Origin of the sequence: Pseudomonas sp. CBZ-4 (assembly GCF_000346755.1) — a bacterium.
GTDB lineage: Bacteria > Pseudomonadota > Gammaproteobacteria > Pseudomonadales > Pseudomonadaceae > Aquipseudomonas.
Window position 1 is genome coordinate 65,238 of record NZ_ANNV01000031.1, and the last position, 24,864, is coordinate 90,101.

The 24,864-nt window shown below is 63.0% G+C and carries 20 protein-coding genes and 1 riboswitch; of the genes, 14 read left to right on the forward strand and 6 right to left on the reverse strand.

Features of this window, described 5'->3' with window-relative positions; translation table 11 throughout:
* The first annotated feature begins 13 nt into the window (after positions 1–13).
* Entirely contained in the window at positions 14–904 is an 891-nt protein-coding gene (locus B348_RS0104310) for a LysR family transcriptional regulator (RefSeq protein WP_017734930.1), read from the forward strand.
* A 23-nt stretch (positions 905–927) separates the two neighbouring features.
* Positions 928–2,205: a lipid IV(A) 3-deoxy-D-manno-octulosonic acid transferase gene (waaA, locus tag B348_RS0104315; protein WP_026136550.1), complete on the forward strand. Its 1,278-nt coding sequence runs from the start codon at positions 928–930 to the stop codon at positions 2,203–2,205.
* 118 nt (positions 2,206–2,323) lie between these two features.
* Here waaA and B348_RS0104320 read toward each other — a convergent pair whose 3' ends face one another.
* Entirely contained in the window at positions 2,324–3,763 is a 1,440-nt protein-coding gene (locus B348_RS0104320) for a TolC family outer membrane protein (protein ID WP_026136551.1), read from the reverse strand.
* 196 nt (positions 3,764–3,959) lie between these two features.
* Positions 3,960–4,065: riboswitch (TPP riboswitch) on the forward strand.
* 152 nt (positions 4,066–4,217) lie between these two features.
* On the opposite strand from B348_RS0104320, the gene thiC reads away from it, so the two are divergent.
* Together thiC and cytX are read left to right on the forward strand one after the other, a co-directional pair.
* Positions 4,218–6,107 carry a phosphomethylpyrimidine synthase ThiC gene (gene thiC, locus B348_RS0104325; protein WP_017734933.1) on the forward strand — a complete coding sequence of 630 codons (1,890 nt, stop codon included), beginning with the start codon at positions 4,218–4,220 and terminating at the stop codon, positions 6,105–6,107.
* Between the two features lie 144 nt (positions 6,108–6,251).
* Complete coding sequence (gene cytX / locus B348_RS0104330) at positions 6,252–7,541, forward strand: putative hydroxymethylpyrimidine transporter CytX (protein WP_026136552.1); 1,290 nt, start codon at positions 6,252–6,254, stop codon at positions 7,539–7,541.
* On the opposite strand, the gene B348_RS0104335 is transcribed toward cytX, so the two are convergent.
* Complete coding sequence (locus tag B348_RS0104335; protein WP_017734935.1) at positions 7,510–8,247, reverse strand: RsiV family protein; 738 nt, start codon at positions 8,245–8,247, stop codon at positions 7,510–7,512. The two genes, cytX and B348_RS0104335, sit on opposite strands and share 32 nt — an antisense overlap.
* Before the next feature lie 191 nt (positions 8,248–8,438).
* Between B348_RS0104335 and B348_RS0104340 the strand changes: the two genes are divergently transcribed.
* The 8 genes from B348_RS0104340 to B348_RS0104375 all read left to right on the forward strand — a co-directional run bounded on the left by B348_RS0104340 (position 8,439) and on the right by B348_RS0104375 (position 17,374).
* Entirely contained in the window at positions 8,439–9,056 is a 618-nt protein-coding gene (locus B348_RS0104340) for an NUDIX domain-containing protein (protein ID WP_017734936.1), read from the forward strand.
* Positions 9,047–9,496: a DUF1249 domain-containing protein gene (locus B348_RS0104345; protein WP_017734937.1), complete on the forward strand. Its 450-nt coding sequence runs from the start codon at positions 9,047–9,049 to the stop codon at positions 9,494–9,496. Before B348_RS0104340 ends, B348_RS0104345 begins: the two co-directional genes overlap by 10 nt.
* 98 nt (positions 9,497–9,594) lie before the next feature.
* Complete coding sequence (gene cpdA, locus B348_RS0104350; RefSeq protein WP_017734938.1) at positions 9,595–10,410, forward strand: 3',5'-cyclic-AMP phosphodiesterase; 816 nt, start codon at positions 9,595–9,597, stop codon at positions 10,408–10,410.
* Between the two features lie 189 nt (positions 10,411–10,599).
* Positions 10,600–11,208 carry a YqiA/YcfP family alpha/beta fold hydrolase gene (locus B348_RS0104355; protein WP_017734939.1) on the forward strand — a complete coding sequence of 203 codons (609 nt, stop codon included), beginning with the start codon at positions 10,600–10,602 and terminating at the stop codon, positions 11,206–11,208.
* Positions 11,209–11,253: 45 nt separating this feature from the next.
* Positions 11,254–13,158, forward strand: coding sequence for a DNA topoisomerase IV subunit B (parE, locus tag B348_RS0104360; protein WP_017734940.1), 1,905 nt, complete (start codon positions 11,254–11,256; stop codon positions 13,156–13,158).
* Positions 13,158–14,153 (forward strand): esterase-like activity of phytase family protein, encoded by a 996-nt coding sequence (locus B348_RS0104365; protein ID WP_017734941.1) that lies wholly within the window; start codon positions 13,158–13,160, stop codon positions 14,151–14,153. The genes parE and B348_RS0104365 overlap by 1 nt, the downstream gene beginning before the upstream one ends.
* A gap of 70 nt (positions 14,154–14,223) precedes the next feature.
* Positions 14,224–16,488, forward strand: coding sequence for a DNA topoisomerase IV subunit A (gene parC, locus B348_RS0104370; RefSeq protein ID WP_017734942.1), 2,265 nt, complete (start codon positions 14,224–14,226; stop codon positions 16,486–16,488).
* Positions 16,489–16,663: 175 nt separating this feature from the next.
* Entirely contained in the window at positions 16,664–17,374 is a 711-nt protein-coding gene (locus B348_RS0104375) for a membrane integrity-associated transporter subunit PqiC (protein WP_026136553.1), read from the forward strand.
* 201 nt (positions 17,375–17,575) lie between these two features.
* Here B348_RS0104375 and B348_RS0104380 read toward each other — a convergent pair whose 3' ends face one another.
* Entirely contained in the window at positions 17,576–19,084 is a 1,509-nt protein-coding gene (locus tag B348_RS0104380; RefSeq protein ID WP_017734944.1) for an AhpA/YtjB family protein, read from the reverse strand.
* Between the two features lie 133 nt (positions 19,085–19,217).
* Between B348_RS0104380 and serB the strand changes: the two genes are divergently transcribed.
* Positions 19,218–20,432 carry a phosphoserine phosphatase SerB gene (gene serB, locus B348_RS0104385; RefSeq protein ID WP_017734945.1) on the forward strand — a complete coding sequence of 405 codons (1,215 nt, stop codon included), beginning with the start codon at positions 19,218–19,220 and terminating at the stop codon, positions 20,430–20,432.
* Between the two features lie 127 nt (positions 20,433–20,559).
* Here the strand turns inward: serB and asd are convergent, their stop codons facing one another.
* From asd to B348_RS0104400, 3 genes are read right to left on the reverse strand one after another with little or no spacing between them, the layout of a single operon-like run.
* The gene (gene asd, locus B348_RS0104390; RefSeq protein WP_017734946.1) at positions 20,560–21,420 is read right to left on the reverse strand and encodes an archaetidylserine decarboxylase; all 861 of its coding nucleotides are present in this window, start codon (positions 21,418–21,420) and stop codon (positions 20,560–20,562) included.
* A 16-nt stretch (positions 21,421–21,436) separates the two neighbouring features.
* Positions 21,437–22,252 (reverse strand): rhodanese-like domain-containing protein, encoded by an 816-nt coding sequence (locus B348_RS0104395; protein WP_017734947.1) that lies wholly within the window; start codon positions 22,250–22,252, stop codon positions 21,437–21,439.
* Between the two features lie 57 nt (positions 22,253–22,309).
* The gene (locus tag B348_RS0104400; RefSeq protein ID WP_017734948.1) at positions 22,310–23,845 is read right to left on the reverse strand and encodes an HDOD domain-containing protein; all 1,536 of its coding nucleotides are present in this window, start codon (positions 23,843–23,845) and stop codon (positions 22,310–22,312) included.
* A 167-nt stretch (positions 23,846–24,012) separates the two neighbouring features.
* Here B348_RS0104400 and motA point away from each other — a divergent pair, with 167 nt between their 5' ends.
* On the forward strand, positions 24,013–24,864 hold the full coding sequence (gene motA, locus B348_RS0104405; protein WP_010213623.1) for a flagellar motor stator protein MotA: 852 nt from the start codon (positions 24,013–24,015) through the stop codon (positions 24,862–24,864).

Sequence of the window (24,864 nt, forward strand, 5' to 3'; positions counted from 1 at the left end):
GATGGGTTAAGCCATGAGCGTGCAATGGAACCTGGACCAGATGCGCCTGTTTGTCAGCGTTGCCGAGCAGCGTTCGTTTTCGGCGGTGGCGCGGGGGCAGCGCAAGGCGCAGTCGGCGGTGAGCAATGGCATTGCGCTGCTGGAAGCCGACTTGGGCGTGAGCCTGTTCGAGCGTAGCAGCGGCCGCCAGCCACGCCTGACCGAAGCCGGCACGGTGTTGCTGGAAGAGGCCCGGGAAGTGTTGCGCCAGTGCGAGCGCCTCAACGGCCGCGCGCTGTCGCTGATGCGCGGCGAAGAGGCCTGCCTGCGCCTGGCCCAGGATGAGGCGATGTTGTATCAGCCGGTGCTCGACAGCCTGGATGCCCTGGCCGGGCAATTTCCCAATCTGGAAGTGCAGATTTCCAGCGCCGCCCAAGGCGATGTCGCACGCAAGCTGGTGGAGCGCAAGGCCGACCTGGGCATGTTGTTCTATCACGATCAAATCCCCGAAGCGTTGGAGCGGCGGGTGGTCGGCAGTGTGGAGATGGTCACCGTGTGCGGGCGCAATCATCCGCTGGCGCGGCAAAAAACCGTGGATTGCCAGGGCCTGGCGCAGTATCGCCAGCTGCTGATGTCGACCCAGACCAGCGTCTACCCCGGCAGCGAAGCCGCCAGCCCGCAGGTGTGGCGCGCTGACAGCTTCTACGTGCTGGCCGAATGGCTGACCCGTGGCCTCGGCTGGGCCTGGTTGCCCCGGCATGTGGTGCAGTACCCGACCTATCAGAACCAGATGGTCGAATTGGACAGCGAATGGACCCCGCCGGCGCTGGTGGTGGAACTGGTGTGGCGGCGCGACGAGCCCCTCGGCCCGGCCGCGCGTTTTCTGGCCGAACGTTTTGCCGAGTGCCTACGCGCGATTGACTGAAAAAGCCGATAAACTCCGCCGCCATGAATAGAACTCTCTATAGCTGTCTGTTTTACCTGGCGCTGCCGTTGGTGGCTTTACGTCTGTGGCTGCGCGCGCGCAAGGCGCCGGCCTATGCCAAGCGGGTCAGCGAGCGCTTCTCGTATGGCTTGCCGGTGTTGCAGCCGGGCGGGATCTGGGTGCACGCGGTGTCGGTGGGCGAGAGCATCGCCGCCGCGCCGATGGTGCGCGGGCTGCTGGAGCGTTATCCGACGCTGCCGATCACCGTCACCTGCATGACGCCCACCGGTTCCGAGCGGATCCAGGCGTTGTTCGCCAATGAGCCGCGCGTCCAGCACTGCTACCTGCCCTATGACTTGCCGTGCGCGGCCAGGCGTTTTCTTGATCGCGTGCAGCCGAAACTGGCGGTGATCATGGAGACCGAACTGTGGCCCAACCATATCCACGCCTGCGCCCAGCGCGGTATTCCCGTGGCGCTGGCCAATGGGCGGTTGTCGGCACGCTCGGCCAAGGGCTACGCGCGCTTCGCCAAGCTGACGGCGCCGATGCTGGCTGAGATGAGCCTGCTCGCGGTGCAGACCGAGACTGAAGCCGAGCGTTTCCGCAGCCTGGGAGCGCGTGCTGAAACCGTCGACGTCACCGGCTCGATCAAGTTCGACCTGACCATCGACCCCGAACTGCCAAGGCGCGCCGCTGCGTTGCGCGAGCAATGGGGCGCCACGGAGCGCCCGGTGTGGATCGCTGCCAGCACCCATGAAGGTGAAGATGAAGTGGTGCTGGCGGCTCATCGGCAATTGCTCGATAGCTATCCCAATGCGCTGCTGATTCTGGTGCCGCGCCATCAGGAGCGTTTCGGACCGATGTTCGAGCTGTGTGGGCAGCAAGGCTTCGCTGCGGTACGTCGCTCCACGGGCGAGCCGGTTACCGCGCAAACCTCGGTGTTGCTCGGCGACACCATGGGCGAATTGCTGTTTCTGTATGCCTTGGCCGACAGTGCCTTTGTCGGCGGCAGCCTGGTAGCGACCGGTGGGCACAATCCGCTGGAGCCGGCGGCGTTGGCAAAACCGGTGATCATGGGGCCGCACGTGTTCAACTTCCTCGAAATCACCGCGATGATGCGGGATGCCGGGGCGTTGCGACAGGTGGACGATGCTGAGGGATTGGCCGAGGCCGTGCGCCAGTTGTTCGAACTGCCGCAGGACGCGCGCAGGATGGGGCAGGCGGGGTTGAAGGTGATGCAGGCTAATCAGGGCGCATTGAAGCGTTTGCTGGATGGCTTGAGCAAACTCATCACCCACTGACAACAGAGGTCAAATGTGGGAGCTGGCTTGCCTGCGATAGCAACACCTCGGTAGGTCTGATGTACCGAGGCGCCTGCATCGCAGGCAAGCCAGCTCCCACATGGGTTATGCGGTGTGCTTAGTAACTTGGACGGGCCTTTAGCTGCTCAGCCGCAGCCTTGGCCAGATCCGGCGGCAGGAAATCCCGATCCGGGTTGTAGTCCGCCTTCAGATACCGCGCCAACTCCTGCAAATCCCCCGGGTTCAACGTCCCCGCCGCCTGCTTCAAGCGCAGGTTGTCGAGGATGTAGTCATACCGGCTGTTGTTGTAGTTGCGCACCGACGAATACAGCTGGCGCTGTGAATCCAGCACATCGACGATATTGCGCGTACCGACCTGATAGCCGATTTCCGTAGCTTCCACCGCGCTCTGGTTGGAGATGATCGACTGGCGGCGTGCCTGCACCTGTTCCACGTCGGTGTTCACCGCGCGGTGCAGGTTGCGCGTGTTTTCCACGACCTGGCGGCGCAGGCCTTCGCGTTGCTGCTCGGTCTGGTCCAGGCGTGAGTAGGATTCGCGCACTTGCGAGCTGGTCAGGCCGCCGCTGTACAGCGGGATGTTCAGGCGCAGGCCGACGGTGCGTTGTTCCACATCGCCACGATACGGCGTGCCAAAGGCATTCGGGTTGCTGAAGCCGAGGGCGTCGTTGTCGCCTCGTTCGTACTGCGCCACGGCGTCGAGGGTCGGCGCGTGGCCGGCCTTGCGTTGCTTGAGGGTTTCTTCGGCAGCGGTGACGGCGAAGTTGCTGGCCAGCAGGTTGAGGTTCTGGCGGCCGGCGGTGTCGACCCAGGACTTGGCGTCGTTCGGCAGCGGCGGCAGCACTGGCAGGCTGTGGACGATGCCCTGGATCGAGTTGTACTGGCGATTGGTCAGGGTGATCAGCGCTTCGAACGCGTCTTCCACCTGGCGCTGGGCGAGGATGCGGTTGGCGCGGGCGGTGTCGTAGCTGGCCTGGGATTGCAGCACGTCGGTCTTGTCCGACAGGCCGACGTCGAAGCGTTCGTTGGATTGGTCCAACTGGCGCTTGAAGGCATTTTCTTCGGCCTTGGTGGAGGCCAGGTTGTCCTGGGCACGCAGCACGGCGAAGTAGTTTTCGGCGCTTTGCAGGATCAGGTTCTGTTCGGTGGCCGACAGTTGCAGGGCGGCCTGCTCGTTGACGGCTTCGGCGGCTTGCAGCTGGAACCAGCGGTCGGCGCGGAACAGCGGCTGGCTCAGGGTCGCGCGCCAGGAATGCGCGTCGCGATTGGCGGTGCCGGCGGGCTGTGCGAGCTGGGTGCGCACGTTGTTGCTGTCGGCACCGGCCGACAGGTTCGGCAGCAAGCCGGCGCGGGCCTGGGGTACGACTTCCTTTTGTGCGCCGTATTGGGCGCGGGCGGCGGCCAGGTCGGCGTTGTTGTTCACCGCTTCCTGGTAGACGCTGACCAAGTCAGTGTTGGCGGACAAGGGCGCTTCTGCTGCCCAAACCATTCCATTGGTCGCACAAGACACGGCAAGAGCCAGTGAGAGTTTGCGCAGCATGAGGCGTTCCCTAGATTGAATATTACGGCGATAATTTAGCGCCCAAGGCTAAGGCTGGCCAATCCTGGCGTCAAGCCTTGAGGCAGTCCCCGAGTGTAGTGGCGCGATCACTGCACAACAATCCTGCAATTGCGCCATTCATCACGCTGAATGCACCGCCATTGGCAATTTGCCCACGCCATGGTCTAGACTGGCCGCGTTCTTGTCGGGGTGCCTTGTTGGAAGGCTGAGATCGGTAAATACCGGATCCCGTTGAACCTGATCAGGTTAGCGCCTGCGTAGGGAACAAGATTTCTCGTCCCCCGGCGAGTCCTCTTGTGCTTCGTCCGGGATGCTGTTCGACCATCGAACAGCCCTCGTGCGCCAAGCACAGCACTGGTTTCAGTGCGTCCATCCGTCACAGGTTCGCTCCGACAAAAATCCACCGCCTGGATAGATAGTTGGAGAGCCCGTGATGACGACAAAACTAAAAAACACCGTGCATTTGAGTGAATCGGCCAAGGTCGACTCCGGCTCCGTGCAGCCCTTTACCCGCTCGCAAAAAGTCTACGTACAGGGCACTCGCCCGGACATCCGCGTGCCGATGCGCGAGATCAGCCTGGACGTGACCCCCACCGATTTCGGCGGTGAAATCAACGCGCCCGTGGTGGTCTATGACACCTCCGGCCCCTACACCGACCCCAACGTGATCATCGACGTGCGCAAAGGCCTGGCCGATGTGCGCTCGCCGTGGATCGAGGTGCGTGACGACACCGAGCGCCTCTCGGGCCTCAGCTCGCACTTCGGCCAACAGCGCCTCAGCGATGCCGAACTGACCGCGCTGCGTTTCGCCCATGTGAAGAACCCACGCCGCGCCAAGGCCGGCGCCAACGTCACGCAGATGCACTACGCGCGCAAAGGCATCATCACCGCCGAGATGGAATACGTCGCCATCCGCGAAAACATGAAGCTCGAAGAAGCCCGCGCCAGCGGCTTGCTGGATCAGCAACACGCCGGCCACAGCTTTGGCGCCAGCGTGCCGAAGATCATCACCCCGGAATTCGTGCGCGAAGAAATCGCCCGTGGCCGCGCGATCATCCCGGCCAACATCAACCACACCGAACTGGAACCGATGATCATTGGCCGTAACTTCCTGGTGAAGATCAACGGCAACATCGGCAACAGCGCGCTGGGTTCGTCCATCGAAGAAGAAGTGGCGAAACTGACCTGGGGCATTCGCTGGGGTTCGGACACCGTGATGGACCTGTCCACCGGCAAGCACATCCACGAAACCCGCGAGTGGATCATCCGCAACTCGCCGGTGCCGATCGGTACGGTGCCGATCTACCAGGCCCTGGAAAAAGTCGGCGGCGCCGCCGAAGACCTGACCTGGGAACTGTTCCGCGACACATTGGTGGAGCAGGCCGAGCAGGGCGTCGACTACTTCACCATCCACGCCGGTGTATTGCTGCGCTACGTGCCGCTGACCGCCAAGCGCGTCACCGGCATCGTGTCCCGTGGCGGCTCGATCATGGCCAAGTGGTGCCTGGCGCATCACAAAGAGAACTTCACCTACACGCATTTCGACGAAATCTGCGAAATCATGAAGGCCTATGACGTCAGCTTCTCCCTCGGCGACGGCCTGCGCCCGGGCTCGATTGCCGATGCCAACGACGCCGCGCAATTCGGCGAGCTGGAAACCCTCGGCGAGCTGACCAAGACCGCCTGGAAGCACGACGTGCAAACCATGATCGAAGGCCCGGGCCACGTGCCGATGCAGCTGATCAAGGAGAACATGGACAAGCAGCTGGAGTGCTGCGACGAAGCGCCGTTCTACACCCTCGGCCCGCTGACCACCGACATTGCGCCGGGCTACGACCACATCACCTCCGGTATCGGTGCAGCGATGATCGGCTGGTTCGGCTGCGCGATGCTGTGCTACGTGACGCCCAAGGAACACTTGGGTTTGCCGAACAAGGATGACGTCAAAACCGGGATCATCACCTACAAGATCGCGGCCCATGCGGCGGACTTGGCCAAAGGGCATCCGGGCGCGCAGATCCGCGACAACGCCTTGAGCAAGGCGCGCTTCGAATTCCGTTGGGAAGACCAGTTCAACCTGGGCCTGGACCCGGACACCGCGCGTTCGTACCACGATGAAACGCTGCCGAAGGATTCGGCCAAGGTCGCGCATTTCTGCTCGATGTGCGGGCCGAAGTTCTGCTCGATGAAGATCACCCAGGAAGTGCGCGAGTACGCGGCCAACCAGCGCATCGACGCGGTGGATGTGGATGTGGCCAAGGGCTTGGCGGAGCAGGCGGAGCGGTTCAAGCAGGAAGGTAGCCAGCTGTACAAGAAGGTCTGACCCAAGGGCGGCGGTGACTGTGCCGCCGCCATCGCGGGCAAGCCCGCTCCCACATTTTGAATTGTGAATACATTCAAGTGTGGGAGCGGGCTTGCCCGCGATAGCAATCTCCCAAACAAAAAATGCCCCTCAGAGATAACACCCTTGAGCATTCAACCGAGTACCTACTCCCCTGATACCGCAGTGCCGAGCGACAAACGCGTCTTCGGCGCCCGCGACCTGTTCTCCCTGTGGTTTTCCCTCGGCATCGGCCTGATGGTCCTGCAAACCGGCGCCTTGCTCGCGCCCGGCCTGGGCCTGTCCGGTTCGTTGCTGGCAATCTTCCTCGGCACCCTGGTCGGCGTGTTGCTGCTGGCCGCCGTCGGCGTGATCGGCAGTGACACCGGCCTGTCCGCCATGGCCGCGCTGAAACTCAGCCTCGGTGCCAAAGGCGCGAGCCTGCCGGCGCTGCTCAACCTGTTGCAGCTGATCGGCTGGGGCTCGTTCGAAATCATTGTGATGCGCGACGCCGCCAGCCTGTTGGGTGCGCGGGCGTTCAGCGACGGCAGCCTGCTGGCTAGCCCGTTGCTGTGGACGCTGTTTTTCGGTGGTTTGGCGACCTTGCTGGCCGTCAGTGGCCCGCTGACCTTCGTGCGCCAGATCCTGCGCAAATGGGGCATCTGGCTGCTGCTCGCCGCGTGCCTGTGGCTGACCTGGAACCTGTTCGCCAAGGCCGACCTCGCCGCGCTCTGGGCCCAGGCCGGTGACGGTTCGCTGCCGTTTGCGGTGGGTTTCGACATTGCCATCGCCATGCCGCTGTCGTGGCTGCCGCTGATCGCCGATTACTCACGGTTCGGCAAGCGCGCCAAGAGCGTGTTCGGCGGTACTGCCTTGGGGTTCTTTATCGGTAATTTCTGGCTGATGAGCCTGGGCGTGGCCTACACCCTGGCGTTTGCGCCCAGCGGTGAAGTGAATGCGCTGCTGTTGGCCTTGGCCGGTGCCGGCCTGGGGATTCCGCTGTTGCTGATCCTGCTGGATGAGTCGGAAAACGCCTTTGCCGATATCCACTCGGCGGCGGTGTCCAGCGGCATGCTATTGCGCTTGAAGGTCGAGCACCTGGCCCTGGCGATTGGCGTGGTCTGTACACTGATCGCCTGTTTTGCGCCGTTGGCCCAGTACCAGAATTTCCTGCTGCTGATCGGTTCGGTGTTTGCGCCACTGTTTGGCGTGGTGCTGGTGGATCACTTCATCCTGCGCCGCCGTGGCCAGGGTGTGGTCGCCGCGCTGCGTTGGCCGGCGTTGGTGGCCTGGCTGGGCGGCATCGGTACCTACCACTTGCTGGCCAATCTGTATCCGGATGTCGGCGCGACCCTGCCGGCGCTGGTGCTGGCAGGGCTGTTGCAGCTCATCCTCGGTCGCGCCTTCAGCGGCGCGCGGGCACCAGTTCAGGCTTGAGGATGCCTTCCAGGCGCGAGTAGGGAATCTGCAACTCGACATGGCCGAGGGCGTACGGCGCGATGGTGGTGGTGGGGTACTTGAGGATCACGCCACCGTAGGTCAGCGCCACGTTCGGGGTTTTCTGGAAGGGGTAGGTCTTCACGAACTCCGGCTCCAGGCTCAGGCGGGTGCTGATCAGCCAGCTGTTGTGGGCGACCTGGGCGGCTTTCCAGAAGGCGTCTTCCTTGCCGGGCAGCAGCATGTCGGTCAACGACAGGGCTTTTTGCTGCTGGCGCGAATAGTTGATGAACGCACGGCCCGGCTCGCCGTGGGTGGCGCCCTGGTCGAGGTAGCTGGACAGCTCGATGATCACCAAGCCGTCATGCTGCTCACGTACCTTGGCCTGCAAATACATGCTGTTGCGTGGCGCGGCGCTGCGCAGGAATTGTTCGCTGTAGGTCGCCAGGCTGGTGGGCAGCGGGTCGGCCTGGGTCATTTCCAGCAGGCGCTGTTCGATCAAGGCATCCAGCTTGGGCTCCTTGGCGAAGTGCACGGTGTCGATGTTCACCAGCGGGCAGTCGGCGCTGGCGCAACCCGGCTTGCTTTGCTCGGTGGCCTCGCGGGTGGCTTCCAGCGGCGTGCGCCAGCTTGGTTGAAACAGGCTTTGGCAGGCACCCAGGGTCAGGGCGATGCAGGCCACGGAGGCGATTTTTAAAAGCGACATGGAGGTCCTTCGTCTAACGATAAGAGCGAAATGGTGCAGCTTCGACTACCGGCAGGGCAGTCAGTTCGCCACTAAGCTGATTAGAGTGATTTTGACGTTCGCCGTCTATCCCGGCAACCGGAAAGGGGCTGCACCAACCGTTGCGGGCGCGTTAGGATGGCGCGAATTGCACAGGCTTAACGAGGAAGGGTATGACGGACATTGCGAAATCGGCGCCGAGCAAAATCGAAATTGTTCAGCACGACACAGCTTTCAAGGGCTTCTATCAGCTTGATCGCCTGCAACTGCGCCACGAGAAATTCGACGGCGGCATGAGCCGGGTGATCAATCGCGAAGTCTTCGTTCGTCATGATGCCGTGTGTGTCTTGCCCTACGACCCACAGCGCGACGAAGTGGTCTTGAACGAGCAGTTCCGCGTCGGCGCCATGGGCCGTACCGACAACCCCTGGCTGATCGAAATGGTCGCCGGCCTGATCGACAAGGACGAGCAACCGGAGGAGGTTGCACACCGTGAGGCCGAGGAGGAAGCTGGGCTGACCTTCTCCGCCTTGTGGCCGATCACCAAGTATTTCCCGTCGCCCGGCGGCAGCACCGAATTTGTCCACTTGTACCTGGGTCGTTGCGACAGCACCGGGGTAGGTGGCGTCCATGGATTGGAAGAAGAGGCCGAAGATATCCGCGTCACCACCTGGGCCTTCGAAGATGCCCTGCAAGCGGTGCGCGACGGCAGGATTTCCAACGCAGCCAGCATTATCGCCCTGCAATGGCTTGCGCTTAATCGCGCGGGAGTGAGGGGGTTATGGCAGTAAAGGCACGGGAACGTTACCGGGTTGACCTGATCGGGCTGCAAGCAGCCTGCGAGGCCAACTATGCGCGGCTGATGCGCCTGCTCCCCGATATGCGCCACGCCCCGGCGGCGCGGCGCATCGGTGTGACCCATGGCGATCAGATGCTCGGCGTGCTGACCCTGGAAGTCATCGTCAACTGCCCGTACACCACCACCCTGCGCGTGCGCCAGGAACACAGCCTGCCGTGGCTGCCGGTGCCGCAACTGGAAGTGCAGGTGTACCACGACGCGCGCATGGCCGAAGTGATCAGCGCCGAACATGCGCGGCGCTTTCGCAGCATCTATCCTTACCCGAATGTGTTCATGCACCAGCCCGATGAGAAAGCACAGCTCAATGTGTTCCTCGGTGAATGGTTGAGTCACTGCCTGGCCCTGGGCCATGAGTTCGAAGCGGTGCGGTAGATGTGAACTGCGTCTGCTTCCCTGGGTTTCCTCTTTGTGTCCTGCCCCAGCATAATCGCGCTATTCGTCCATTCCTGTGATTGCCCTGGGAGAGCGCCTTGCCGAGCGTAACCACCGTGAACCCCGATGCACCCGCGTTGCTGGTGCAACTGTCCGACAGCCACCTGTTTGCCGAGGCCGACGGCACGCTGCTGGGCATGAACACCCGTGAAAGCCTGCAACGGGTGATCGAGCTGGTGCGCGTGCAGCAGCCGCGGATCGACTTGATGCTGGCCACGGGGGACTTGTCCCAGGACGGCACGCTTGAGTCCTACCAGCTATTTCGCGACATGACCCGGCAGATCGACGCCCCGGCGCGCTGGATTCCCGGCAATCACGACGAACCCCAGGTCATGGCCCTCGCCGCCGTGCGCAGTGATTTGCTGGAGCCGGTGGTCGATATCGGCAACTGGCGCGTCACCCTGCTGGATTCCGCCGTGCCGGGCTCGGTGCCGGGTTACCTGCAAGACCAGCAACTGCAATTGCTCGCCCAGGCCCTGAGCGAAGCGCCGGGCCGCCATCACCTGGTGTGCTTCCACCATCATCCGGTGTCCATCGGCTGTGCGTGGATGGAGCCCATCGGCCTGCGCAATCCCGACGCGTTGTTTGCCGTGCTGGATCGCTTCCCGCAGGTCAAGGCGGTGCTCTGGGGGCATGTGCACCAGGAAATCGACCGCGAACGCAACGGCGTGCGGCTGTTGGCCTCGCCGTCCACCTGCATCCAGTTCGCGCCGGGCAGCGAGGATTTCAAGGTCAGCGAGCAGGCGCCGGGGTATCGCTGGTTGCGCTTGCATGCCGACGGGCGGTTGGAGACGGGTGTGGAGCGGGTTACAGACTTTGCCTTTGCCGTGGATTACGGCAGCAACGGCTACTAAGAGCTGCAAACACTGAGCAATCTGTGGGAGCTGGCTTGCCTGCGATAGCATCACCTCGGTATGCCTGATGTACCGAGTCGCCTGCATCGCAGGCAAGCCAGCTCCCACATTGGTTCGCCTATATCCTGTAGATACCACCCCGATCCCTGTAAACTGCGCCTCTTTGGCCCAAGTCATGGAGAGCCTGGCATGTCCGCTTCGATCCTGTATATCCACGGTTTCAACAGTGCGCCGGCATCCAACAAGGCCAGCCAGTTGATCACCGTGATGGACGCCCTCGGCCTGGCCGACCAGTTGCGCGTGCCGGCCCTGCATCACCACCCGCGTCAGGCGATTCCTCAACTGGAAGCGGCTATCGCTGAACTGGGGCGCCCGCTGCTGGTCGGCAGCTCACTCGGCGGCTACTATGCAACCCATCTTGCCGAACGCCATGGCCTCAAGGCGCTGCTGGTCAACCCGGCGGTCAGCCCCCATCGGATGTTCGACGGTTACCTGGGCACCCAGAAGAACCTCTACACCGATGAAACCTGGGAATTGACCCACGACCACGTCACGGCCCTGGCCGAGCTGGAAGTGGCGGCGCCCCAGGACGCCGGGCGGTATCAGGTGTGGTTGCAAACCGGCGATGAAACCCTGGATTATCGCCTCGCCCAGCAGTACTACCGGGCCTGTGCCTTGCGCATCCAGGCCGGTGGCGACCATGGTTACCAAGGCTTCGCCGGGCAATTGCCGGCCCTGCTCAGTTTTGCCGGCATTGGCGCAGATCAGTATCAATCCTTCGATTTTTCGTCACTGTAAAAATCGCAGGTCACTTTTTAATCGAACGACTCACGACGAGACCCCATGGCCACTCCCAGCGCTAGCTCTTATAACGCCGACGCCATCGAAGTCCTCTCGGGCCTCGACCCGGTGCGCAAACGCCCCGGCATGTACACCGACACCAGCCGGCCGAACCACCTTGCCCAGGAAGTCATCGACAACAGCGTCGACGAAGCCCTGGCCGGCCACGCCAAGTCGGTGCATGTCATTCTTCACGCTGACCACTCCCTGGAAGTGTCCGACGACGGCCGCGGCATGCCGGTGGACATCCACCCGGAAGAGGGCGTACCGGGCGTCGAGCTGATCCTCACCAAGCTGCACGCCGGCGGCAAGTTCTCCAACAAGAACTACCAGTTCTCCGGTGGCTTGCACGGCGTGGGGATTTCCGTGGTCAACGCCCTGTCCACGCTGGTGCGGGTCAGGGTCAAGCGCGACGGCAACGAATACGAGATGACCTTCGCCGATGGCTACAAAGCCACCGACCTGGCCGTGATCGGCACCGTTGGCAAGCGCAACACCGGGACCAGCGTGTACTTCGCGCCGGACCCGAAATACTTCGATTCGCCGAAATTCTCCATCAGCCGCCTCAAGCACGTGCTCAAGGCCAAGGCTGTGCTGTGCCCGGGCCTGCTCGTCACCTTTGAAGACAAAGGCACCGGCGAGAAGGTCGAGTGGCACTACGAAGACGGCCTGCGCTCTTACCTGGAAGACTCCGTCAGCGACTTCGAACGCCTGCCCAACGAGCCGTTCTGCGGCAGCCTGGCGGGTAACAAGGAAGCCGTCGACTGGGCGCTGTTGTGGCTGCCCGAAGGCGGCGACAGCGTGCAGGAAAGCTACGTCAACCTGATCCCCACGGCCCAGGGCGGCACCCACGTCAACGGCTTGCGCCAGGGCCTGCTGGATGCCATGCGCGAATTCTGCGAATACCGCAGCCTGCTGCCGCGCGGCGTGAAGCTGGCGCCGGAAGACGTGTGGGAGCGCATTGCGTTCGTGCTGTCGATGAAAATGCAGGAGCCGCAATTCTCCGGCCAGACCAAAGAGCGCCTGTCGTCCCGCGAGGCGGCGGCGTTTGTCTCCGGCGTGGTCAAGGACGCGTTCAGCCTGTGGCTCAACGAACACCCGGAACTGGGCCTGGCCCTGGCGGAGCTGGCGATCAACAACGCCGGCCGTCGCTTGAAGGCCAGCAAGAAAGTCGAGCGCAAGCGCATCACCGCAGGCCCGGCACTGCCGGGCAAGCTGGCCGATTGCGCCGGGCAAGACCCGATGCGCTCCGAACTGTTCCTGGTGGAAGGTGATTCCGCCGGCGGTTCCGCCAAGCAAGCGCGGGATAAGGAGTTCCAGGCGATCCTGCCGTTGCGCGGCAAGATCCTCAACACCTGGGAAGTCGATGGCAGCGAAGTCCTGGCCAGCCAGGAAGTGCATAACATCGCCGTGGCCATCGGCGTCGATCCGGGCGCGGCGGACATGAGCCAGCTGCGCTACGGCAAGATCTGCATCCTCGCCGACGCCGACTCCGACGGCCTGCACATCGCCACCTTGCTGTGTGCGCTGTTCGTCCAGCACTTCCGCCCGTTGGTGGATGCCGGTCACGTCTACGTCGCCATGCCGCCGCTGTACCGCATCGACCTGGGCAAGGAGATTTTCTACGCCCTCGACGAAGCCGAGCGCGATGGCATCCTCGACCGCCTGGTGGCCGAGAAGAAACGCGGCAAGCCACAGGTCACGCGATTCAAAGGCCTGGGTGAAATGAACCCGCCGCAACTGCGCGAAACCACCATGGACCCGAACACCCGTCGCCTGGTGCAGTTGACCCTGGAAGACTACGCCGCCACGTCGGAAATGATGGACATGCTGCTGGCGAAAAAACGCGCACCGGACCGCAAGTCCTGGCTGGAATCCAAAGGCAACCTTGCCGAGGTGCTGGGCTGATGCGCACAGGTTTCGCCCTGGCGATCCTGATGTGGAGCGGGTTGGTGGCTACTTCGGTAGTTGCCGCGCCCGTGGCTGAACTGAAACTCGTCTCCGAACACGCGGTGGACGGCATGCGCGGCGGCAATCTGTCGGGCCTGGCCTTGTGTGGCAAGGAGCTGTGGACGGTTTCCGACCGCGACGACGACCAGATCTATCGCCTGGATATCAGCACGCCGACCTGGCAGGCCGAAACGGTGAAAATCGACGTGCCGCCGGTGCCGGAGTCCGGCTTGCCCTGGGGGTTGCGTTCGCGCACCAAGGCCGCGTCGTTCATTCGTGGTGGCGACCTGGATTTTGAAGGCATCAGCTGCGATGCCGCGGGTAACCGCTACATCGTCAGTGAAGCCCATGCGGCGGTGCTGCAAGTGCCGGTGAACGGCGTGCCCGAGTGGTTGAAGATCGCCCCGGGCATGGTGCGTGAAGCGCGGGCCAGTGGCATGTTGCTGCACTTCAATGCGTTGTTTGAGGGGCTGGCGATCAATCCCGAGGGCAATCAGATTTGGCTGGCAGCCGAGCGCGAAAGGCGCGGCCTAATCTCGATCAAGCGCGGGCAAAGCGTTTGGGATTGCGATGGCCCCTGTGTATTGCTGAGCGAAGCCGGCCAGGAAGTGCAGCCGGTCAAGTTCACCAATGCCAAGGCCGTGTCCAAGGACTTTGCCGACCTGGCCCTGTTCAACGGCAAGCTGTTTACCCTGGAGCGCAATGCGTTCCAGATCTGCCGGCGCGATGCGGTCACGGCCAAGGTCGAGCTGTGCTGGTCGTTTGCCGACGAGACCCTGACGCCTGAGCGGCGCTATCCTCAGGCCTATGGCCTGGCTGAAGCCCTGGTGGTGGACGCGGACGGCGCCTGGTTGGGCATCGACAACAATTTCGGCCCCCGCGCCGATGGTGAAAAACGCCCGGTGGTCTATCGTTTCGCCGCCCCGGCCGGTGGCTGGAGTGCCCAGCCATGAACCCTGAATTTTTTGAATTGACCCGGCGCCGCGGCATTTCCGCCGCGCCTTACCCAATGATGAGGCCCGCATGAGTGACATCCTCGCAGACAGCTTAGATGGCGTAGAACGCCGGTCGCTGGCTGACTTCACCGAAAGTGCCTACCTCAACTACTCCATGTACGTGATCATGGACCGTGCCTTGCCGCATATCGGCGACGGCCTGAAGCCCGTGCAACGGCGCATCATCTACGCCATGAGTGAGTTGGGCCTGGACGCTGATTCCAAGCACAAGAAGTCGGCGCGTACCGTCGGCGACGTGCTCGGCAAGTTCCACCCCCACGGCGACTCCGCCTGCTACGAAGCCATGGTGCTGATGGCCCAGCCGTTCAGCTACCGCTACACGCTGGTGGACGGCCAGGGCAACTGGGGTGCGCCGGATGATCCGAAGTCCTTCGCTGCCATGCGTTACACCGAGGCGCGCCTGTCGCGTTACTCGGAAGTGCTACTGAGCGAGCTGGGGCAGGGCACCGCCGATTGGGGCCCGAACTTCGACGGCACGCTCGACGAACCGCTGGTGTTGCCGGCACGTTTGCCGAATATCCTCCTTAACGGCACCACCGGCATCGCCGTGGGCATGGCCACCGACGTGCCGCCGCATAACCTGCGTGAAGTGGCCACAGCGTGCGTGCGCTTGCTCGATGAGCCCAAGGCCACGGTCGAACAGCTCTGCGAGCATATCCAGGGCCCGGACTACCCGACCGAAGCGGAAATCATCACGCCGCGCGCCGACCTGCTGAAGATGTACGAAACCGGCAAGGGCTCGGTGCGCATGCGTGCCGTGTACCACATCGAAGACGGCGACATTATCGTCACCGCGCTGCCGCACCAGGTGTCTGGCGCCAAGGTGCTGGAACAGATCGCCGCCCTGATGCAGGCCAAGCCATCGAAATTGCCGCAAGTGGCCGACCTGCGTGACGAATCCGACCACGAAAACCCGTGCCGCATCGTGATCATCCCGACCAACAGCCGGGTCGACCACGAAGTGCTGATGCAGCATCTGTTTGCCAGCACCGACCTCGAGTCGAGCTACCGGGTCAACGTCAACATCATCGGCCTGGACGGCAAGCCGCAGCTGAAAAACCTGCGCAACCTGCTGGTGGAGTGGCTGGAGTTCCGCGTGCAGACCGTGCGTCGCCGCCTGCAATTCCGTCTGGACAAGGTCGAGCGCCGCTTGCACCTGTTGGACGGCTTGCTGATTGCCTACCTCAACCTGGATCGGGTGATCCACATCATCCGTACTGCCGAGCATCCCAAGGCAGAGCTGATCGCCGAGTTCCAGCTGAGCGAGATCCAGGCCGACTACATCCTCGACACCCGCTTGCGTCAATTGGCGCGACTGGAAGAAATGAAGTTGCGCGACGAACAAGACGCGCTGCTCAAGGAACAAGCCAAGCTGCAAGCCCTGCTGGGCAGCGAAGCCAAGCTGAAAAAGCTGGTGCGCACCGAGCTGATCAAGGACGCCGAAACCTACGGCGACGAGCGCCGCTCGCCAATCGTGCAGCGTGCTGAAGCGAAAGCGCTGACCGAAACCGAGCTGCTGCCAAACGAGAAAATTACCGTCGTTCTGTCGGAAAAGGGTTGGGTTCGTTCGGCCAAGGGGCATGATATTGACGCCACTGGCCTGTCGTACAAGGCTGGCGACGGCTTCAAGACCGCTGCGGCCGGGCGTTCCAACCAGTTCGCGGTGTTTATCGACTCAACCGGGCGCAGTTATTCGGTGCCGGCCCACACCTTGCCGTCTGCACGGGGCCAGGGCGAGCCGCTGACCGGGCGCCTGACGCCGCCACCGGGGGCGAATTTCGAGTGTGTGCTGCTGCCGGATGACGATTCGCTGTACGTGATTGCGTCGGACGCGGGTTACGGTTTCGTGGTCAAGGGTGAAGACCTGCAGGCCAAGAACAAGGCGGGCAAGGCGCTGTTGAGCCTGCCGAACAACGCCAAGGTGATCCTGCCGCGACCGGTGGACGATCGCGAGAGCAACTGGCTGGCCTCGGTGACCACCGAAGGGCGTTTGCTGGTGTTCAAGATCAGCGACCTGCCGCAGCTGGGCAAGGGCAAGGGCAACAAGATCATCGGCATTCCTGGCGAGCGCGTGGCCAGTCGCGAAGAGTACGTGACCGACATCGCAGTGATCCCGGAAGGCGCGACCCTGGTGCTGCAGGCCGGCAAGCGCACGTTGTCGCTGCGTCCTGACGACCTTGAGCACTACAAGGGCGAGCGTGGTCGGCGTGGTAACAAACTGCCTCGGGGCTTCCAGCGCGTGGATGCTTTGTTGGTAGAAACGCCGGTTTAACGCGTATTAGAGGCCTCGATCTACGGTTTAACGCGTAGATCGACGCTTTGGCGCTGGAGTCATGGCGCATATTCACGGATGATATGGCCTTTCCAGCGCCGGCGTGGCCGCGCGTGTTTAGGGTTTTTTCAGTATTAGTTGTGGTTCGCCTTGTGGCAGCCACCTGGATGGGATGATGACCGCTCCACGCGTTCCTTTATTTTTGATGCTCGCTGGCCTGTTGGGGTTGGCGGGTTGCAGCACGCACCAGCCGGTGTCGCTGTACCAGCTGGACAGCGGCAGCCCGGCGCAGCCCGCCCAGGCTGCCGGCATGGCGGTATTGCTTGGCCCGGTCGTCGTGGCGGACTACCTGCAACGCGAAACCCTGCTGCAACGTCAGAACGACGGCAGCCTGCAAGGTTCCACCGATGGTCGTTGGGCGGGCAGTCTGTCGTCTGACATCAACCAGTTGATGCTGCGCCAGGTGGCCGGTCATCTGGACAGCCAGCGTGTGGTGCTCGCGCCTGCGCCAGCGGCGTTCAGCCCGGATGTGCAGGTCTTGCTGACCATCACGCGCCTGGACTCCGGCACCTCGCAGCCGGCGATCCTGGATGCGCAGTGGCGCTTGATCGACCGCCGTGGCCAGGTGCGTGACAGCCGCATCGTGCACTTGCAGGAAGAGCACGCGGGCACCACCGCGTCCCAGGTCCAGGCCCAGGGCGTGCTGTTGCAGCATTTGGCCGAGCAGTTGTCGGTGGCCCTCAAGCCATTGGCCAACCAGCCGCCGATTGCCGAAGCGCCGCGCAAGCAGGCGCCGGTGCAGGCGGCCAAGCCGGCTGAACCGCAGAAGCCGAAGATGCCGATGGCTACGCCGATTCGTACGGATATGGAAGTGTTCCGGTTCTGATCTGAATCACCGCCACAAAAAAAGGCCCGCTGACTCAGCGGGCCTTTTTTTGTGCACGATTTGGAGGTCATCGAAGATCCCCTGTGGGAGCGGGCTTGCCCGCGATTGCGGAGTGCCAGCCTACACATCTTTGGCTGAACCACCGCCATCGCGGGCAAGCCCGCTCCCACAGGTGTTTCCCACAGGTGTTTGTGCAGTGTCTTAAATCTTGGTGCGGGTCTCGTGCATCCGCGCCAGTTGCCGCTCCAGCATCGACGGATACGGCTCCATCAACCGCTCCACACAGCTCGCCCCCTCAGGGCTGGCAATCGGGCGGATACGGGCGCGCTGGCGGATCAGCGTGTCTTCACTGATCTTGCGCTCCACCAGCAGCAGGTTGCGGCTGTGTTGCGACAAGGCCAGGGCATCCTGTGCGCTCTCGGTGAGCAGCAGGTCGATCTGGCTCATGCCAAACAGGTCGTCGCTCACCGTCAGGCCCAGTTGCAGTTGCAACGTGATGCCACTGTCCGCCACTTCGATCTGCAAGGCATGGCCCAGGGCGCGCAGCAGCTCGCCGCAGCAGATGGCGTTGGTCAGGTAGTCTTCGCCGCTGTCTTCGCTGTGGAACAGCATCAGCGTGCTGCCGTCGTTCAGGGTGTGCAGTTCGCTCTGGTACAGCGAGGCGGCCTGGTCGAGGCAGTCGCGGTAGCGTTCCAGCAGTTCCGTCAGGCGGGTACGGGGCAGGCGGCGCAGTTGATCCTGGGAGCCCAGTTGCACGGCCAGGACCGCACTGTGCTGGGGCTCGGCGTTCTTCACCGGGGCAGGCGTCGGCGCGACGGCCGGGCTGTTTGCCGCGGTATCGCGCAGGTCGGCGAACGGGTCTTCGTCGTCCAATTCGTCTTCGTCAGCCTGGATTGCCTTGCGGGTGGCAGGCTTGAGGCCGGCAACCGGTGCGCTTTCGGCAAAGCCCGGCTCACCCACGTCGAACTCGGGCTCGTCGTCGTATTCCGGCTCGGGCTCCGGCGCGCGCACGGTCGGCTCCGGGGCGAAGCTGGCGTGCAGCTGGCGGGCGAGGTCGCCGATTTCATCCTGGCGGTCGGTGGCCGGGGTGTGTTCGTCGATGTCCCGCAGCCAGATGCGCAGTTGCATCAGCGGCGTGGAGATATGCCGACCCAGGCGCAGGCTCAGGGCCAACGCCAGGGCCAGCAGGATCGCGCTGAGGATGCCCATGCTTTGCAGGCTGATGGTCATCGGCTGCTGGAATTGCTGCATGTCCAGGCTGATGCGCAGCTGGCCGGCCTTCACGTCCTGGAACGTGATGTTGCTCTGGTACAAGCCTTCGGCTTCGCCCAGCAGGCCGTTCTTCGGGCGTTGCCCGGCTTCGGCCATGATCCGGTTGTCCACGCTGTAGATGGCAGCGTGGGCCACCAGCGGGTTCTTGGTCAGGTTGTTGAGCAGCACGTTGAGGCTGAGGATGTCATTGGACACCAACAGCTCGGTCGCCGAGGTGGCGGTTTGCGTGGTCAGGCTCTCGCCCAGGGCGTCGGCCTGTTCGTGCATGGCCTGTTTGAACTGCAAACCCATCACGCAGGCGTAGATCACCAGGGCCAGGGCGACCAGGATCACGTTATGGCTGGCGATGCGTAATGCGATCGGTACACGGCGGTGGCGCAGTGCCCGGAAGATCAGCAGGAAGAAGTTATCGGTTTTTACTGGCGTGGGCCGGTTCACTTGCGCTCGGCTCTTGGTCCGTGAAGTTGACGCGCAGTATAGCGACAGGCCCCAGAGCGTCAAAGCGCTGGCTGTGCCCGATGGTCACTGAAAGTGGGTAGAATGCGGTTTTTTTCCAGCCTGGGGGTGCGCCTTGCGCGAAATTGTCCTGATAAACATCACTGGTGAAGATCGCCCGGGTCTGACGGCGGCGATTACCGGCGTTCTGGCCCAGGGTGGTGTGAACATTCTCGACATCGGCCAGGCGGTGATCCACGACACGCTGTCGTTCGGCATCCTGGTCGAGATCCCGAGCACTGAACAGGCGTCCTCGGTGCTCAAGGACATCCTGTTTACGGCGTACAAGCTCGATCAACAGGTGCGTTTCACCCCGGTGTCCGAAGCCGATTACCAGCATTGGGTCGCCGGCCAGGGCAAGAAACGCCACATCGTGACGCTGTTGACTCGCAAGGTCACGGCCGAGCAGCTCCAGCGTGTCAGCTCGATTACCGCGCAATACGGTTTGAATATCGACCACATTGACCGTCTGTCGGGTCGCATGCCGCTGGACACCCCGGCCGACAAGGGCAAGGGTTGCATCGAGTTCTCCGTGCGCGGCGAGCCGGCTGATCCGCAAGCCCTGCGTGCTGAGTTCCTCAGCGTGGCCCAGGAGTTGAATGTCGATATCGCCTTCCAGGAAGACTCGCTGTTCCGCCGCAACCGCCGCCTGGCGGTGTTCGACATGGACTCCACGCTGATCGAAGCGGAAGTCATCGACGAATTGGCCAAGGCGGCCGGCGTGGGCGAGCAAGTCTCCGAGATCACCGAGCGCGCCATGGCCGGTGAACTGGATTTTCGCGCGAGCTTCAAGGAGCGCCTGGCGCTGCTCAAAGGCCTGGACGTCAGCGTGCTGGACTCCATCGGCGCCTCGCTGCGTCTGACCGAAGGCGCCGAAACCCTGTTCGCCGAACTCAAGCGCCTGGGCTACAAGACGGCGATCCTGTCGGGCGGCTTTACCTACTTCGCCAAGCAATTGCAGGCCAAGTTGGGCATCGACTACGTGTTCGCCAACGAGCTGGAAGTGGTGGACGGCAAGGTGACAGGCGTGGCGGTCGAGCCGATTGTCGATGCGCAGCGCAAGGCGGACTTGCTGAAGGAGTTGGCGCACAAGGAAGGTTTGCGTCTGGAGCAGACCATTGCGGTCGGCGACGGTGCGAATGACCTGCCGATGCTGGCGATTGCCGGGTTGGGTGTGGCGTTCCGCGCCAAGCCGTTGGTGAAGCAGTCGGCGAAGCAGGCGATTTCGACGTTGGGGTTGGATGGGGTGTTGTATCTGCTGGGCTTTCGCGATCGCGACGGTCAGCTGTAACTGAACAAATGCGATAAAAAAATGTGGGAGCTGGCTTGCCTGCGATAGCGGTGTTGGATTCACCACCGCTATCGCAGGCAAGCCAGCTCCCACATTGATCGGGTTCCAGCTTTAAATCTATTGTGAATCAGGCTTTTGGCAGTGCCATGCCCTGGCCCATCTGCACCGGAGTGCCGGCCGCCAGCTCTTCAGCCCACTTCACCTGATCCGGCCCGAACAGCACGATCGCGGTCGAACCCAGCTTGAACCGACCCAGCTCCGCACCTTTCTCCAGGTGAATCGGCGCACGCGCGGCTTCGTCATAACGGAAGGTTTTTAGCTCGCGCTTCGGCGGTGTCACCAAGCCAGCCCACACGGTTTCAATCGACGCCACAATCATCGCACCCACCAACACCACGGCCATCGGGCCGCGTTCGGTGTCGAAAATGCAGGCAACACGTTCGTTACGGGCAAACAGCTCCGGTACATTTTCGGCGGTGGTCTGGTTGACCGAGAAGATGCGCCCCGGGATGTAGATCATCTCGCGCAGGGTGCCGGCCAGCGGCATGTGCACGCGGTGGTAGTCCTTCGGCGACAGGTACACGGTCGCAAAATCACCGCCCATGAACGGCGCCGCGACGGCCGAGTCGCCACCCAGCAGTTCCAGCACGCTGAAGCTGTGGCCTTTGGCCTGGAACACGCGACCATGCTCGATCGGGCCAAGCTGGCTGACCGCGCCGTCGGCGGGGCTCAAGATCGCGCCCGGGGTTGGGTCCAGCGGGCGGGCGCCGTCTTTCAAGGCGCGGGTGAAGAACGCATTGAAGTGCTCGTAGGCGGTCACGTCTTCCACCAGGGCCTGGGACATGTCCACCTGATAGCGCTTGGCGAACCAGCTGGTGAAGGCGTTCTTGAACCAGCGCACGCGGCACTCGGCAATGCAGCCGGCCAAGCGCGACAGCAGGTGGTGCGGCAGCAAGTACTGGCTGAGGATAAACAACTGCTTTTTCATTTACTGTCCTTAAACCTTAAATCTCAACGGGGGTGTCGGGGTGGTTGCCCCATTCGCCCCAGGAACCGGCATAACCTTTGACTCGCGGATAACCGAGCGCCTTGGCCACCAGGTAGGTGAAGCCAGAGCGGTGGTGAGTCTGGCAGTGGGTGATGATTTCTTTGTCGCGGGTCAGCCCGAGGTCTTCGAGGATCTGCGGCATGTCGCGGCGGATGCGCAGGTTGCGCGCCGGGTCCATGCCTGCCGTCCATTCGAAGTTCACGGCGCCGGGGACGTGCCCACCTTTGGCGGCGAGGACTTTCTCGCCGGAATACTCCAGCGGGCCGCGTGCGTCCCAGATGCCCAGGTCGGGCGCGCCGAGGCGGCTTTGCAGGTACTCGCGGGTGGCGGTGGGGCCGTCGTGCAGCGTCAGGCTGACCGGGCCGCCGGCGGGCGCGGGCACCTCGGTGCTGACCGGGTGCTGGCCTTCGAGCCAGGCCAGCAGGCCGCCGTCGAGGTAGTGGTATTTCTGATGGCCGATCACGTCGAGCATCCAGATGAAGCGCCCGGCCCAGCCGCCGCCTTCGTCGTCGTAGACCACGTAGGTCGCGTCCGGGGTGTGGCCCAGTTCGCCGAAGAGTTTTTCCAGGTCGGCCTTATGGGGCAGCAGGCCCGGTGCAGGCGGCTGGCCCAGTTGGGTGCGCTTGGGGTCAACGAAATGCGCGCCGGGGATATGCCCCTGGGCGTAGCGGGCAGCGCTGGTGAGGTCCACCAGAATCAGGTGTTCGGCATCAAGGCGACCTTGCAGGTCGCTGGATTCGATCACCAGCGGCAAGCCAGAGAAGTCAGGCATGTGAGGTCTCCTGGGCACAAATGTTGGCGATAAAGGACCGCGATTGTAGCGCAAGCATCAGGCGCTGCGGTTGGTAAAGCAGTGCAGGGCCTTCTCGATGCATTGCGCGGTTTTGCCGAACGCCTGCACGGTGGTTTCCGAGAACGGCCCGCCGCCCTGGTCGGCCACCATCAGCATCACCACCTTGCCGTTGCAGCTCAGGGAGCGCAGCAGCAGGTGTTCGCCGGTGAACAGGCGGCGCAGGATCGGCGGCAGCAAGGCCGAGAACTGCGCGTGGTTGTCCGGGGTGAGGCGCACTTGCGCGGACTTTTCCAGCAGGCGTTGCAGCAGGGTGCTATTGGTCACGTCCAGGCTGAGGTTGGCGGCGTCCTTCGGCAGGCCGTCGGCCTGATGCACACGCAAGGTGCTTTGGGCGCGGTCGGTCATCAGCAGCATGACCCGCTGCATGCCGCTCGCTACCAAGGCTTCCTTGGCGCAGGTGGTCAGGTGCATGGCGTTGGCGAAACGGCTTGGCTCTACCAGCAATTCGGTGCAGCGCTTGCGCCAGACGGCCAGGGATTCGGCGGTGGGTGGCGGCGCGGGCAGCAGGCCGCGATGGATTTTTTGCACGTGCCACGGCCAGATCAGCGACAACGCCGGGTGCCACAAATCCGGCATCAGCGTGGTGCGCGCGCTGGTCACGGCTTGCTGGTGGACTTGCTGCTGCACATCGCCCAGGGGCTGTTGCAGGTACAGCGCGGTGAGGTATTGCCAGCGCTCGGTGTGCGGGCAGGTCCAGGACTCCTGGGCCGACATCGCCAGGCCGTTGGCCAGCAGCACGGTGTTGGCCGGCTGGTTCAGCCAGCGCCGCAGGTTGGGTTCGGCGTCGAGCAATTGCTGCTGGCGCAAGGCGTCGTCTTCGCGGGCGATGTGCAGCGCCTTGACCAGCAAACGCTGCTCTTTAAGCAACAGGTTGTAGCCCTGGGAGACCCAGATCGGCAGGTGCCAGGCTTCGGTCAAGCCCAGGCACAGGTCCAGCAGGCGTACGCCGAACAATTCCTGCTCGACCTGGCGCGCCGACTGGCCTTTGTGGATCACCCGCAGTTCCCATTCCTCAAGGAGCTTGGGGTAGGCGACCGCCATCGGCCACAGCGGCGCCAAAAACAGCAGGCTGCCCCAGTGAATGTCCTGCCACAAGCGCGCCAGGCGGCTGGCGAACAAGCCGCTGGCCTGTTGCGAGGCGTGCTGGCTGACCAGCAACAGTTGGCGCAAGGCCACGGGAATCTCATGGGCCGGCACCGACGGCAGCCGCGCCAGCAGCTCTTCAGCGCGTTTCAGGCCGAGGCGGTTGAGCGCCACTTCGAGGTTTTCCGCAGGCTCCGTGAAACTGCCGTGGGTATGGCTATTGGCTTCGCGCATCACGCTGAGCACCAGCGCCGGGCTGTTCTGCATCAGCTCGGCAATATCTCGCAACGAACTGCGGCTATCGCGGATGCCTTTGCACACGCGCTCGTGGCTGGCCTGGGGGACGGGCAGCAGCACATCGTCCAGGCGCTTGATCCAAGCGGCGAGGGAAGTGGGTTTTGCAATTGGGACTGTCGTTTCATTAGCCATGATTGGGGCGCGATCATCACTTGCGGTCAACACGCCCGGATCGGGCCGAACTGGCTTTTCGCCTTAACGGCCTATAGTCTGGCGCAGTTTTGCCGATAAGTAGAACAAGAGTTTTGCAGTTCCTCCAAATATGTCCATGAACCCGACGGCGCAAGTACAGATCCCCTATGGCTAAAATTATCGGCATCATCGTCGTCTTCGCAAGCGTGCTCGGCGGGTACGTCCTGTCCCACGGTAAAATTGCCGCGCTGATCCAGCCTTTCGAGGTGATGATTATCGGTGGTGCGGCGTTGGGCGCGTTCCTGCAAGCGAACCCCGGCTACATGACCATGCACGTGATCAAGAAGTCGCTGGGCATGTTCGGTTCGCGTTTCACCCACACCTTCTACCTGGAAGTGCTGGGGCTGGTGTACGAAATCCTCAACAAGAGCCGCCGCGAAGGCATGATGGCCATCGAGGCCGACATCGAAGACGCCGCGGCGAGCCCGATTTTCGCCAAGTACCCGGCCGTGCTCAAAGATGAGCGCATGACCGCCTACATCTGTGATTACCTGCGCATCATGTCTTCCGGCAACATGGCTCCCCATGAGCTGGAAGGCCTGTTCGACATGGAATTGTTCAGCCTCAAGGAAGAGCTGGAACACCCTTCCCATGCGGTGACCGGCATCGCCGACGGCATGCCCGGCTTTGGTATCGTCGCGGCGGTACTCGGTATCGTGGTGACCATGGCCTCCCTGGGCGAAGGCGACCAGGCGGCCATCGGCATGCACGTAGGTGCGGCACTCGTAGGTACCTTCTTCGGTATTCTCGCGGCCTACGGCTTCTTCGGCCCGCTGGCGACCTCCCTGGCCCACGATGCCAAGGAAGAAATCAACCTGTACGAATCGATCAAGGCCAGCCTGGTCGCGTCCGCTTCCGGCATGCCGCCATCGCTGGCGGTGGAGTTCGGTCGCAAGGTGCTGTACCCGAAACATCGCCCAAGCTTCGCCGAGCTGGAACAAGCGGTTCGCGGTCGCTAA

Excerpts from the sequence above, each read along its gene's own strand:
- B348_RS0104395 (WP_017734947.1), bottom strand. The coding sequence starts at position 22,252 with ATGCCTGACTTCTCTGGCTTGCCGCTGGTGATCGAATCCAGCGACCTG.
- B348_RS0104310 (WP_017734930.1), top strand. The coding sequence starts at position 14 with ATGAGCGTGCAATGGAACCTGGACCAGATGCGCCTGTTTGTCAGCGTT.
- parE (WP_017734940.1), top strand. The coding sequence starts at position 11,254 with ATGGCCACTCCCAGCGCTAGCTCTTATAACGCCGACGCCATCGAAGTC.
- B348_RS0104355 (WP_017734939.1), top strand. The coding sequence starts at position 10,600 with ATGTCCGCTTCGATCCTGTATATCCACGGTTTCAACAGTGCGCCGGCA.
- B348_RS0104375 (WP_026136553.1), top strand. The coding sequence starts at position 16,664 with ATGACCGCTCCACGCGTTCCTTTATTTTTGATGCTCGCTGGCCTGTTG.
- B348_RS0104320 (WP_026136551.1), bottom strand. The coding sequence starts at position 3,763 with ATGCTGCGCAAACTCTCACTGGCTCTTGCCGTGTCTTGTGCGACCAAT.
- parC (WP_017734942.1), top strand. The coding sequence starts at position 14,224 with ATGAGTGACATCCTCGCAGACAGCTTAGATGGCGTAGAACGCCGGTCG.
- thiC (WP_017734933.1), top strand. The coding sequence starts at position 4,218 with ATGACGACAAAACTAAAAAACACCGTGCATTTGAGTGAATCGGCCAAG.
- asd (WP_017734946.1), bottom strand. The coding sequence starts at position 21,420 with ATGAAAAAGCAGTTGTTTATCCTCAGCCAGTACTTGCTGCCGCACCAC.
- B348_RS0104365 (WP_017734941.1), top strand. The coding sequence starts at position 13,158 with ATGCGCACAGGTTTCGCCCTGGCGATCCTGATGTGGAGCGGGTTGGTG.
- B348_RS0104345 (WP_017734937.1), top strand. The coding sequence starts at position 9,047 with ATGGCAGTAAAGGCACGGGAACGTTACCGGGTTGACCTGATCGGGCTG.
- B348_RS0104340 (WP_017734936.1), top strand. The coding sequence starts at position 8,439 with ATGACGGACATTGCGAAATCGGCGCCGAGCAAAATCGAAATTGTTCAG.
- B348_RS0104335 (WP_017734935.1), bottom strand. The coding sequence starts at position 8,247 with ATGTCGCTTTTAAAAATCGCCTCCGTGGCCTGCATCGCCCTGACCCTG.
- waaA (WP_026136550.1), top strand. The coding sequence starts at position 928 with ATGAATAGAACTCTCTATAGCTGTCTGTTTTACCTGGCGCTGCCGTTG.
- motA (WP_010213623.1), top strand. The coding sequence starts at position 24,013 with ATGGCTAAAATTATCGGCATCATCGTCGTCTTCGCAAGCGTGCTCGGC.
- B348_RS0104400 (WP_017734948.1), bottom strand. The coding sequence starts at position 23,845 with ATGGCTAATGAAACGACAGTCCCAATTGCAAAACCCACTTCCCTCGCC.